This is a genomic window from Actinospica durhamensis, from assembly GCF_018139695.1.
In the GTDB taxonomy this organism is placed as follows: domain Bacteria; phylum Actinomycetota; class Actinomycetes; order Streptomycetales; family Catenulisporaceae; genus Actinospica; species Actinospica durhamensis.
The window spans coordinates 1-12,757 of record NZ_JAGSOG010000248.1; the positions used below are offsets into that span (position 1 = coordinate 1).

5 protein-coding genes are annotated in these 12,757 nt (G+C 72.8%); 2 read left to right on the plus strand and 3 right to left on the minus strand.

The annotated features are described in order from the left end of the window. Positions 1 to 2,264: hypothetical protein (locus tag KDL01_RS32265; RefSeq protein WP_212532458.1), on the minus strand; the 2,264-nt coding region annotated here is incomplete at its 3' end. Then, a complete protein-coding gene (locus tag KDL01_RS32270) occupies positions 2,243 to 3,901 on the minus strand; it encodes a PfaD family polyunsaturated fatty acid/polyketide biosynthesis protein (RefSeq protein ID WP_212532459.1) in 1,659 nt (552 codons plus the stop codon). The genes KDL01_RS32265 and KDL01_RS32270, both read right to left, overlap by 22 nt. Positions 3,902 to 4,016: 115 nt before the next feature. Between KDL01_RS32270 and KDL01_RS45575 the strand changes: the two genes are divergently transcribed. Both KDL01_RS45575 and KDL01_RS32280 read left to right on the plus strand, forming a co-directional pair. Continuing rightward, on the plus strand, positions 4,017 to 5,297 hold the full coding sequence (locus KDL01_RS45575; RefSeq protein WP_212532460.1) for a cytochrome P450: 1,281 nt from the start codon (positions 4,017 to 4,019) through the stop codon (positions 5,295 to 5,297). Positions 5,298 to 5,346: 49 nt separating this feature from the next. After that, positions 5,347 to 6,924 carry a peroxidase family protein gene (locus tag KDL01_RS32280; protein ID WP_212532461.1) on the plus strand — a complete coding sequence of 526 codons (1,578 nt, stop codon included), beginning with the start codon at positions 5,347 to 5,349 and terminating at the stop codon, positions 6,922 to 6,924. Positions 6,925 to 6,939: 15 nt separating this feature from the next. Here the strand turns inward: KDL01_RS32280 and KDL01_RS32285 are convergent, their stop codons facing one another. After that, a complete protein-coding gene (locus tag KDL01_RS32285; protein WP_212532462.1) occupies positions 6,940 to 12,660 on the minus strand; it encodes a beta-ketoacyl synthase N-terminal-like domain-containing protein in 5,721 nt (1,906 codons plus the stop codon). Positions 12,661 to 12,757 lie beyond the last annotated feature (97 nt).

Genomic DNA, 12,757 nt, shown 5'->3' on the forward strand with positions numbered 1-12,757 from the left:
GCCTGCGCGCCCGGATCGGCGCCGGGCAGCGGTGCCCCGGCGCCGATCCGGGCGCGCAGGCCGCGGGCGCTGAGGCACGCCAGCGGCCGCGTCCGGTCGAGCCCGAGTTCGCGCAGCCGCTCGGTCAGCGGGGAGCCGGGGGCGGCCACGGCCAGGCGCACCAGCGCCCCGGTGTGCAGCCGCGTCCGCCCGGCGAAGTCGAGCTGGGAACGCAGGGTCGTGCGATCGCGGCGGGAGTAGAGCACGACGTCGCCGGCCGGGACGGGCAGGCCGGGGCCGAGCAGCCCGCCGAAGCCGAGCCGGGTGCCGTCCTCGGCCTCGGCGGTGGCGCGGGCCCCGAGAGCGCCGATGGACACGCTCACCCGGGCGCGGATCGCGGGCACGCCCCACACCGTGCGGTACGCCTCGACGGCCTGGTCGGTGGAGGCCGCGAGGCCGAGCAGCCGGAAGCCGACACCGCGCTGGTCGGCGCGCCGCAGCAGTTGCGTCCAGGCGAGCCGGCCGCTGCGCCACGGGCTGTCCACCAGCACGCCGAAGGCGAGCACCCGGTGCGGGCGCAGGCTGCCCTCGCGCTGTTCCGCGGCGAAGACCGCGAACACCGACCGTCCGGCCAGGCCCAGCGGTTCGGTGCGCGAGCCGTCGGCGGCGAGGCAGGACACCAGTTCCTGGTCCACCGGGTAGAACGCCAGCAGTCCGCTGCCGTACGTACAGCCGAGCGGCAGTTCGACGGTGCCCGCGCCGAGCCGGGCCTGCGTCGTGGGCACCGGCATGAACGGGTGCCCGGCGGGCCTGGGCTCGCGTTCATAGGTCTGATACAGCTGCGACCGCACGACCTCGCCCGCGTACGGGGTGAGCCGCGCCTCGATGTACTCGCGCGCCTCGGTGACGAGGTATTCGAGGTCGCGCAGGTAGTGCTCGATGCCGTGGCACTCCGGGAACTGGTGGGTGACCTCGGTGTAGTCCACGACGTACCAGCCCGGGTGCAGGTCGAAGCAGCTGCCGGCGCCGAGCCCGTCGAGCGTCGGGACGATGTCGTGCTGGTTGGTGATCGTGGCGACGAAGGTCCGGGGGTCGGCCGGGTACTTCTGGTCGACCGGCGCGCCGAGCGCGATGGCGTGCGTGACGGTGTAGCGCGCGCAGAACTCGGGGTCCTGCGCGAGGTTGAACGCGGCCGGTCCGCCCGCGCTGTGGCCGATCAGGGCGATCTCGGCGCCGTCCGGAATGCCGAACTGGGCGATGGCCGAGCGCAGCGCGCCGGTGTAGGCGGAGGCGGCGTCGAGCGAGGAGCGGAACGCACCGACGAGCGAGGCGGGCGAGCCGTGGCCGCGGAACGCGGGCCGCATCCCGGGCACCTGCACCACGTGCCGTTCGACGCCGTCGGGCCCGCGCACGCTCTGCACGAGCACGCGCCCGTCGTTGCCGAGCAGGGCGATGTTGCGCAGGAAGCCGAGCAGCGACCCGCGCGAGGCGAGCAGGGCGAGCTCGTGCGGCAGCGCCGCGATCGGCCTGGCCGCACCCGTCCCCCGGTCCTGCAGTGTCATCAGCTTGACACTGAAGCCGAAGAACGGATCGGCGCTCGGCGCGTCCTGCCCGGTGGCCATGCGCCACGCGGTCGCGTCGTTGAACGGGTTGCGGTCCAGCAGTGCCTTGAGGCACAGGATCTCGGCGAACATCGGCGCGAGCGAACTGAACGCGCGAATGGCGCCCTCGTCGTCGAACAGGATGCGCAGGGCCCTGAGGATCTCCAGCTCGTGGTGGGCGTGTACGGCCTCGATGAAGTGCGCGAGCTTCGGGTCCTCGGTCATCTCCGGGTGCACCCGCTGCAAGGCCGCCAACCGCAGCCGCAGCGAGAGCACGAGCAGCGCCGTGGCCAGGCTCCGGCGCCCGAGCAGGTCGCCGAGCATCGCCCCGGCGTTGCCGACGGGCCCGCCGGCGAAGGCGAACCCGAGGCCTGATTCGTGCGTCAGGGCCTTCAGCAGCGCAAGCCCGCGCGCCGTACGCGGCACGCTCGGGATACCCAGCGGGCCGGACAGGCTCGGCAGCCGGGTGCCGGCGAGCTGCGCGGTCGTACGTTCACAGACCTCGTACACGGCCTGCGCGATGACGGAGACCTCCAGCGCGACGGCCTTGTACCGTTCGACCTCCTCGTGGTGGGCGCGTTCGTGCGGAGAGACGAAGCGGGGCGGGTTCGGGCGCGGCGGCTGTGCACCCGCCGTATGCGTACGCCGCGATTCGACGGCCGTCATCCGCGTGCCCCCGCCCATGACTCGGTCTCCGTCTCGTCCCCGAGCAGCCGCGGCACGTAGCCGAATCCGGCCGCGGGCACCGCCACGCCGTGGCAGCGCGCCTGCTGCGCCCGGGTCACCACGGCGGCGCCCTCGAGCAGGTTGCGGGCGATCTGCACCACGGACCGCTCGGCCGGGTCGGCCAGGAAGCCCCCGGCGACCCAGCGGTTGAACGCGCCCATGGCCGGCCCGCACCAGATCTGGTAGTCCGCGCGCCGCTCGGCCGCGCCCCCGATCGCCCAGCGGCTGGCCATGCCGAGGTACCAGCGGAACACCAGCGCCATCTGGTGCCGGGGGTCGCGCTCGCCGCGCGCGGCCTGCTCCGGGTCGCGGGCGAGCCAGAAGCGGCGGGTCTCCTCCCACACCGCGTCGTAGCTCGCCCGGAAGATCTCGCGCTCGACCTTGCCCCGCACCAGCGGCGCGACCTGCGTCCACCCGGCGTGCGCGGCATAGATCTGATACAGCCGCTCGGCCCGGAACGCGAACATGCTGCCGCGCCGCAGCACCTGCAGGCGCACTCCGAGCTCGAACATGTCCGCGGCCGGGGCCATCACCACATCGGCCGGGCCTGCCTCGGCCAGCATCCGCTTCGCGTCGACGGAGAGTCCTGATTCGAGCGCGGCCTGGTTGACCGAGCCGGTCAGCACGTACGCGGCGCCGAGCGCGAACGCGGCGGCCACCGCGGCGGGCGTGCCGAGCCCGCCGGCCGCGCCGACCCGGATCGACCGGTCGTACCCGTGCTCGCGGGCGGCGGCCTCGGCGAGCGCGAGCATCTCCGGCACGAGCGTGACCAGCGGCCGGTTGTCGGTGTGCCCGCCGCTGTCGGCCTCCACCGTCACGTCCTCGGCCACCGGGACCCGCCCGGCCAGCTCCGCCTCGTCCGCGGTCAGCCGCCCCTGCTCGACCAACGCCCGCAGCAGCGGCGCCGGCGCGGGCGCCATGAACGCCGCGGCGACTTCGGTCCTTGACACCTTCGCGAAGATCCGGGCGGAACGCCGGACCCGGCCCTGCGCGTCGCGGGTGAGCCCGTGCGCGGACACCCGCACCACGGCCGGGGTCAGCTCCATGAACGCCGACGCCGAGACCGCGGGCACCCGCCGGGCCACCAGCAGGTCGGCCACGGCCGTCTCGGTGCGCGGCTCGCCGGGTGAGTGGATCAGGTTCACGCCCCAGTTGGGCCGCTCGCCGAGCGCGGCCGCGAGCCGCCCGACCTCCCGCTCCACCGCCCCGACGCGGAGCCCGGCGGCGCCGAAGAACCCGAGCATGCCGGCCCGCGCCATCGCCGTGACCAGCTCCACCGTCGCGATGCCGTTGGCCATCTCCCCGGCCACATAGGGCCAGCGGGTGCCGTGCACGGCGCAGAAGGACGCGTCGCCCAGCCGCTGCGCCCGCACCGGCGGCAGTTCGGCCACCACGACGCCGCCCGGCCGGCCGGCGCCGGCCGGGACGGCGAGCAGACCGGGTCGCGGCCAGGACGGCGCCGCGACGACGGCCAGGGTCTCGCGGGTCCGATTGAGCAACTCCACGACCCGCGGACCCTCGAACACGGGCCGCGCGGCACCCGGATCCCGGTCGGCGGGCCGCGCGGCCGCAGCCGCCAGCGTTTCGGCGCTCACGCAGTCATTGTCGGCACGCGCGATCACCGCGGCCCATAGGAAACCTGGCCTAGTCCGAACCACACAGATCAAAAGGATGATTACCGGCGCGCCGAGGCCGGACTTGAATGGATCCGTGAGCGATTATCTGAGCACGTACAACCGAGTCGCGTCACACGATCCGCTGCGGGCGGCCGGCCTGGTGGCGGGCTGGATCCGCAGCGACTGGCGGCCCCTGTTCGCGCAGCTGCGCGCCGAGCGCCCGGTGTTCGTCACCCCCGCCTACACCCTGGTCACCAAGTACGCCGACGTGCACGAGGTGCTCGCACACGAGCAGGTCTTCACCGTCCGGCCCACCCGCCCACAGCTCGACGCCGCCCTCGGCAGCGGCTTCATGCTCTCCCGCGACGCCACGGCCCTGAACTGGCGTGAACGAGGCCTGATGCAGGTGGTGCTCGACCGCGACGACGCCCCCGCCGTGCGCGAGCTCGTGGGGCGCACCGCGGACGAACTGCTGGATGCGATCGCGGCCGCGGGCACCTTCGGCGGCGCGGCCGGCGACGGGTTCGACGCGGTCGGCGACCTGTTCCGGCCCATCGCGCTGCGGGTGTGCGAGGACTACTTCGGCTACCGCGGCCTCGAACCGGCCACGCTGACCCGGTGGATCCGCGCCGTCATCAAGGACTGCTACGCCAACCCGATGGCCGACCAGGCCGTGCACGCCGCCGCCGTCACGGCCGGGGCCGAGCTGATGGTGTATGTGCGCGGCGCCCTCGACGGCCGCCGCACCGACGAGCCGCCCACCACCGAGGACGTCTTCACCCGGCTCGTCGACACCTCGCCGCCGGGCTGCCCGGTGCACGGCCTGGACCAGGAACGCATCGCCGTCAACGCCGCCGGCCTCGCCCTCGGATTCCTCGAGAGCGGACCGGCGGCCATGGCGTTGGCCACCCGCCAGCTGCTCCAGCGCCCCGCCGTGCACGAGGCGGCCGCCCGCGCCGCGCACGACGCCGACCCGGCCGCCTTCGACGCGTATGTGTGGGAGGGCCTGCGGCTCGAGACCTTCTTCCGGCTGATGCCGCCGCGCCTGTGCGAGCAGGACTACGTGCTGGCCGCCGGGACGCCGCGGGCCACCGCCATCCCGCGCGGCGCCCTGGTGCTGCCCGCGCTCGCCTCCGCCATGAACGACGAGGACGTGGTGCCCGAGCCCGAGACCTTCCGGCTCGGCCGCCCGGCCCACCACCACCTGCACTTCGGCACCGGCCACCATCACGACTGCCTCGGCGTCCACCTCGCCCGGGTGATCATCCCCGAGGCCGTACGCAGGCTGCTGCGACGCGGGGCCGCACCGGTACTCGGCGAGGACCTCGTGTTCGACGCCATCTTCCCGGAGCGCTACCGGCTGCGGCTGGCCTGAGAGCCGCGGCCGGACCCGCCTCCGCCCGATCCGACCTAGGAGCACGTGCATGAGGGCCCGATCGATCGCCACCGACGGAGCGAACAACCGACTGCGCTTCCTCGCGCTCACCCACGGCGGCCCGCTCTGGGAGGCGGTGCAGCTGGTCAAGCCGATCCACCGCCGACTCAACGCCGCCCTGATCGACCACGCCGTCCGCGAGATGCCCGCCCGGCCGGAACCGCTCTCCACCATGGCCCCCTACACCTCCTGGCACTCCCTCACCGACCGCAGCTACAATGGCCGCCACCTGCCGCCCGACACCCTCGACCCGGACCGGCTGCCCACTCCCGACGAGGCCGCGGAGCTCTTCCGGCGCGGCACGTCCATGCTCCCGTGCCGCCGCTCCACCGTGCTGTTCGCGTACTTCGCCCAGTGGTTCACCGACGGCTTCCTGCGCGGGGACACCGGCGCCGCCGACACGCCCCGCGACCCGCGCCGCAACACCTCCAACCACCAGATCGACATGAACCAGCTCTACGGCGTCGACGAGCGCACCAGCAAGATCCTGCGGGCGCACGAGGGCGGCCTGCTCAAGAGCCAGCGCATCAACGAGGGCGAATTCCCGCCCTACCTGTGCGACGCGCAGGGCCAGAAGAAGCCCGAGTTCGCCGACCTGCACGTGGTGCGGTTCGAGCAGATGCCGCTCGCCTGGCGCACCCGGCTGTTCGCCCTCGGCGGCGACCGGTCCAACCTGCAACTCGGCTTCACCATGCTCACCGTGCTCTTCCTGCGCGAACACAACCGGCTGGCCCGGGAACTGGCCCGGGAGTACCCCGACTGGGACGACGAGCGGCTGTTCCAGACCGCCCGCAACATCCTGACGCTGATGGTGTGCCGGATCGTGCTCGAGGAGTACATCAACCACATCACCCCCTACCATTTCCGCTTCACCCTCGACAACGCCCTGTCCTCCCGGCTCGCCCGGGCGCCCTGGCACCGGGAGAACTGGGCCTCGTTCGAGTTCAGCCTCGTCTACCGCTGGCACAGCCTGATCCCCCCGACGCTCACGGTCGGCGGCGCCGAGTTGCAGCTGGCCGACACCATGGTCAACGGCCCGCTGCTGGCCGAACACGGCCTCGGCCGGACCATGGAGGACGCCTCGCGCCAGACCGCCGGACGCATCGGCCTGTTCAACACCGAACCCGAACTGCTCTACGTCGACGCGGACTCGGTGGCCGACTCCCGGACGCTGCGGATCGCCCCGTACAACGCGTATCGCAGGCATCTGAAGTTCCCGCCGGTCCGCAGCTTCAACCAGATCTCGGACGACCCGAAGGTGCGCGACGGCCTGCGCTCGCGCTACCACAGCGTCGACGACGTGGACCTGTACGTCGGCGTCTTCGCCGAACAGCCCGGCTCCCCGGACACCATCCTCGGCCCGCTGCTGACGAAGCTCATCGCCATCGACGCGTTCTCCCAGGCGCTGACCAACCCCCTGCTCGCCCCGCGCGTGCTCACGCCCGCCACCTTCACCCCGCTCGGCCTGCGCGCGGTCGAGCGCACCAGGACCCTGTCGGACATCCTGCACCGCAACTCGCCCGAGGACCCGCGCCCCCGGTTCATCTCGATGACCCGGCGCAGGTAGCGCTCTGTCATCCGGTCACTGATCCGCGGCGTCGCGGACCGTGATCTCACGGTCCGCGCGCTGCATCGTCACGCGGTGCACCTCGCCCGGGCGGCCCAGCACCGTGGCCGAACACAGGTCAGCCGAGGGCACCACCGCGCTCGGATGCACCCCCGCGCGCCTCCCGACGTGGTCGCGCACCGCCACTTCGGCAAGACGGTCACCGCCCCCGCCGCCGGCCTGCGCCGAGTCGGTGAGCCGGTAGAGGTGCGCGATCGTGCCCGGAAACCACTCCAGCGCGTCGAGGTCCTCCACCCGCAGCCGCGTCACCCCCGCCGCAGACGTCGCCAACCCGGCGCCCGGCACGTACGCCCGATCCCGCAGGAACACGGCACGCTCGGGCGCGTCCAGCCCCGCCAGCGGGCCGAGCGGGACGAGCACCTCCACCAGCCGGTACGCGAGCAGCAACTCCGCACCGCCGAACACCTGCACGTCGAACACCGGCAGGATCTCGACCTCTGCGTCGAACCCGGTGAAGCGCGCCTCCACCCGCACCGGACCCGAGGACGGCAGAGCGCGAAGGAAGTCGATCCACGGCAGCCGGTACGGATACCCGACATACCCCGGCTTGATGCGATCCGACCAACGCCACAGCGCGTCATGCGGGATGACGTGCAAGGTCGCGTCGAGCAACCCCTGATGCAGCCGTCCGCGCGGCACCGTGCCGCGCGCGGCGTCGAGCGTGCCCCTGGCCCCGTTCGAGCCGAGCTGCAGAGCGGTGAGGTAGTGGAACGCGGGCCCGTGGAAGACGCCGCCGCGGGCGTACGGCAGCTCGGCCTCGACCGCGTCCGCCAGCGGCACCGGAGCGGCATACTCCCCCGGGCGGTCGGCGACGGCCGCCGAGGCGACCACGACACCGTCATGCTCGAGCTCGACCCCCGCGCCCGTTGCCCGACCGCGCAGCCGCACCGGCTGGTCGAGCACGATCCAGCGGCTGAGCCGGATGTCGCGCAATCCTGCGACGGATTCCACGCTCGAGGCGCCGGCCGCGGCGGCCAGCCGGTCGACCACGCTCATCATCGGCAGCGCCGGCACCGTCCAGGTCGGCCGGTGGTCGGCCACCCAGGTCTCGACGGCCGGATCGAGCAGTTCCTCGAAGGTGTCGCCGTCGTGTTCCGGCGCGCTGTCATCCGTGTTGTCCTCGATGCCTGACACGCTTACCGCGCGCACCCCCACCCCCGTGGCGTGATAGATCGTGCGTCCGCCGACCGAGAGCCAGGCGTCCGCCACCGCGAATCTGGGACCTGACTCGGTGATCTCGATCTCGATCACGGTCACCCGGTCGCGCGGCACGACCTGGCCGCGGTACTTCCACGTCAGTGCCCGCCCCTGCCCGTCAAGCCAGGGCTCGAATTTCGCATCCGGGGCGGCCAGGCCGGTGTGCGACATGAAGCACTGCACCAACTGCAGCATCGCCTCGAGGCCGAGCGAGCCCGGCTGCACCGGATCCTGGAAGAAGTGGGCCCGGAAGTACCAGTCGTCGGCCGCGACGTCCTTCTCCGCGCGCATCCGGCCCTCGGCGGGCCATACTCCGGTGATCCGGTCGATCAGCGAGAGCATGGGCCGGGGCTGCTTTCGCTGCGGCCGGCGTTCGGCGGGTGGTTCCGTGGTCTCGTCTCGCCAGGCGGGTCCGGCCAGGCCCGGCTGCTCTACGAAGGCGGCGGGCGGGAAGAAACCGAAGTCGCTGCGCAGGTCGGCGACGAGCGTCTCATCCGCCCACACCCGCACGCTGAACGCGTCGATGATCATGGACCCCGTCCGCGAGGTCTCGTGCAGGTGCACCTCGGTCCGCAGCACGCGCGTGCCCCGGACGACGTTGCCGAACGTGCCCTGCCCGCCGAGGTTGCGGAACAGCAGCTCGACCTCGGCGGCCGCGACCTCGCCGGTGTAGAGCGCGAGCCACCCGCACGGCTGGAGGGCGACCTCGAGCAGGACGCACAGCGGCATGACCGCCGCACGTCCGCCGCTCTCGTCCCAGAACCAGGCTTCGGCGGGCACGTCGTACTCCGCGACGAGCGAACGCCCGCCGAGTTCGAGGATGCGGCTGACGAAGTGGTAGGGCGGCCCGGGCAGCCGAGCCACCGTCCGCCCGTCGTCCATCGGCGCCAGCACCCCTCCCATCATCTCGCTCGGCCGCCCCCACGCACACGCGAGCAGCGACTCCAGCCCGAACACCGCCGGCTTCGGCTCCACGTGCCCGGCCAGACCGCCGAGCCACCGCCACTGATCGAGCGGCCAGTCCGGCACGAGGTGGACCGCGAGCCCCTCGGCGAGGAACGCCTTCACCCCGTCCACCGAACACAGCACGTCGGCCACCAGCGTCGGGTACGGCTCAGATCGCAGCTCTCTGACGAACAGCTGGTAGCTCAGTTCCCGGCTTTCGGGAATCACCTGTGCACGACAGGAGATCCGGCACGTGTGCTCGGGCACCGGCTCGAAGCGCCAGCCGTCACGGCGCACCGTGGCCCCGCCGGCCGTGAGATGGAACGCCATCAGCTGGAAGGCGCCCTCCAGCATGAGTGTCCCCGGCATACACGGATCCGCGGCGAAGTGGCCCTCGAAGAACCAGCTGTCCGGCTTGATCGCCAGCGACGCGCGCAGATAGCCGCCACCGAACGCCCCGGCCGAGCCGCCTGCCTGCTGATCTGTCTCCTGATCTGGCTGCTGATCTGTCTCCTGATCTGCCTCCTGATACGCCTCGACCTCGTCGAAGAGCAGCAGGTCCGGGCCCGCCGGACGCGGCGTACGCACGTGCGCGGCGAGGGCGGCCGCATCCACGACCACGTCGTCGGGCCCGAAGCAGTCCCCCGGACGTCCCTGCGCGAACGCGCGGACCTGCTCACGGTCGAACCGCCGCGTCGGAGTCCGCGGAACCGGCGGCGTCTCCCACAGCACACCCTGCGTCCCGGCCAACTCGGCGTCGGTGAAGAACCCGGCCTGCCCGCGCCGCACGCTCAGGCGCGGCACCCCGTCCACCGCGCACCGGTACTGGAACGAGAACAGGCGCACCCCGCCATGCTCGGCGTGCTCGTCGATGGAGATGTCGAAGGTGAGCGTCTCGCCCGGGTGCGGCGGGCTGCCATGGTAAGTGATCTCGCAGCCCAGCAGCCGGTAGACGCGCTCGCCGCGGTTGCTCAGGTCGGCGCCGAGCCAGCTGATGAGCAGCAGGTCGGCCTGCCCCGCCTCGACCATCAGCCCCGCGGGCATCCGACCGCAGGGATCGAGGTACCAACTCTCCGCCCGCACCTCGGTCTGCGTGCGGATCGAGCCGGTCCCCATCGTCGCGGGCTCCGCGTCGATCCGCAGCACCCGATCCGCCAGCAGCATCGGCGGCCCCGGCATCCGCGTCTGCCGCGCGAACCCGTCCTGCGCGGCGAACGCCGGCCCGAACAGCCTCGAGACCGGGCCCACGGCCAGGAACTCGAGGTCCACCCGGTCCAAGAGAACTGACTCTCTGCTCAGCCCTCTGTCTAAGATGAGTTCGCCGATTCGATTGCTCTGCTCCAGGTAGGCCGCATGCCCCTCCCGAAGCAGCCGGATGAAGTCGAGATGCCGCGCCGCGACCGAATCATGGTGCGCACGCAGCGGCCCCACGACGAGCCCTGACGTCGGTGTCTCTGTCCCCGCCGGTACCCCAAGCGGGGCCACCGGGTGCGCGTCGACCACGAACGTCCGCTTTCCCTTTTCGGCAGCACCCCGCCGCCCGCTGCCGCGCGCAGCCTCGAACCGCTCCCGCAGCCGCTCATCGTCCACCGGCACGCCCGCCGCGATCAGAGCGGCGACGGCGTTGGCGAAATTGTCGACATCTGACATGCCGCCGCGATCGTCGAGGGCCACCGCGAGATGCTCGCGTGCGCCGAGCGTCTGCCCGATCCACTCCGTACAGCCCCCGGACGGACCGTGCTCGATGAAGACGCGCACGCCGTCGGCCCAGGCCTGTTCCACCGTGCCCAGGAAATCCAGCGTGCCGACCGCCTGCGCGGTGTTCGCGTCGGCGGCACTCACGTCATCGAGCTCGTACGCGGCGGCCGACGCGCAGCCGTAGAAGCTCACCCCGGGTACGGGCGTGGTCGGACGACGGTGCAGCTCGTGCCACTGCTCAGCCACCTCCGCGACGACCGGCGCGTGAATGGCGAGGTCGTAGTCCAGCGGGATGACGTGCTCCGCGCCGAGCCGCCCGGCCACGCGGGCGCAGGCGGCCGAGTCGCCGCCGAACGTGCACGAGTACGGCGAGTTGACGGCCATCAGGTAGACGGTCGGTTCGTCCCACGCCGCCTCCGTCACCTTCTCGGCCGGCAGCGTCGCGAGGTACGTCCGCCACGACTGGCCGGGCTCTGATACGCCCTCGCGCTCCCAGACATGTCGTACCGCGTCGTAGGACCCGGCCAACTCCCGGGTGAACAGCGGCGACGCACGCAGATCCCTGACCAGGCCGTCAAGATCCTGCCACGCACCGAGCGCGGTCAGGGCGGTGCTCTCCCCGGACGAGTACCCGAGCGCCGCACTGGGCTCGATGCCGAGGACGTCGCGCGTGATCGCGGTGTGGAGATGCGCGAACGACGCCGCGCCCCACACGCAGCTGATCGTGTCGCCGGGCCGCGCACGCCCGTCGTGCACCCACCCGGCCACGTCGACCAGCTGCGGGCAGCGGCGTACGAGTTCTGCGACCAGGTCCGGGAAGACGAGCCCGAGCTGCGCCCCCATCCCGACGTACGCCGCCGCTCCGCCCGGATAGACGGCCGCGACGCGTCCGGCCAGCGGCTGCTCCCGGTACGCAGCCCAACGCGGCTTCGGCACCTGCCCGAGCAGCCACCGCCGCGCCTGCTCCACCTGCTGCTGTGGCAACCCCTCCGACGCCGCGACGATCACCAGCCGCGCCGGCCCCTCCCGCGACTCACGCCCCTCACCGAGCGCCGCGAGCACCCCGGCACGATCCCGGCCGGAGAACACGTGCCAACGCGGCGGCTCCTGCGCCAGCCAACCGGCTGCCGTATCGGTGTCCGCGGCCACGTCCGGCGTGCCGAACCAGGGCCTTGCGACCTCACCCTTGCGCGGCTGGGCCCGGTGGTACTCCGCCAGCAACCGAGACGCCACCCCAACCAGCGCCTTCGCCGTCGAACCCCCCACTTCAGAGCCAGCGAGCGGCAGAACCGACATCACCCGATCCCCGTCCCGCCGCGCATGGTCCAGACGCTTCAGCACCAGCACCACCCCCGCGTCGGCCAGATCGTCGGCCGGATCGTCGCCCTGGCCGTCGCCCAACGAGGGACAGCACACGTCCACCGCCCCCACCAGCGCCGCGTCAGCCTCGCCGCGGCTGATCGCGCGCACGGCAGTCGCCACAACGTCAGCACCCTGCGCGTCCTGCGCCGCGATGGCGAAACTCGCGCCGTTCAGCCCCAGCTGCGAACTGATGCGGTTCGCGGTCATGTTCGCCAGGAAGCCCACGACCTGCGCACTGCTCGGGCCGGGGCCATGGCCGTCGATGCCCGGGTGGCGCAGGCGCGCCGTGTGGCGGACGATCTCGGCGTCGCAGTCCGTGGCGACCAGGACCTGCGTGCGATCCGGCGGCAGCTCGATCCCGTGCGCCGCCTCGCGGGCCGTCTCCAGGATCAGGACATGACGTGCGAGCGCCGCCGCCAAGTCGGCGGGCGGAAGACGAAGCCCGTCGAGCTCCACCGCGATGCCTTCACACATCCCTGATACGGCGTCGCCGTCCCCGCGCAGCAGCGCGTCGACCCGGACTCCCTCGCCGCGCGCCCGGCCAGAGCGCGCCGGCCGCTCGGCAAGCGGC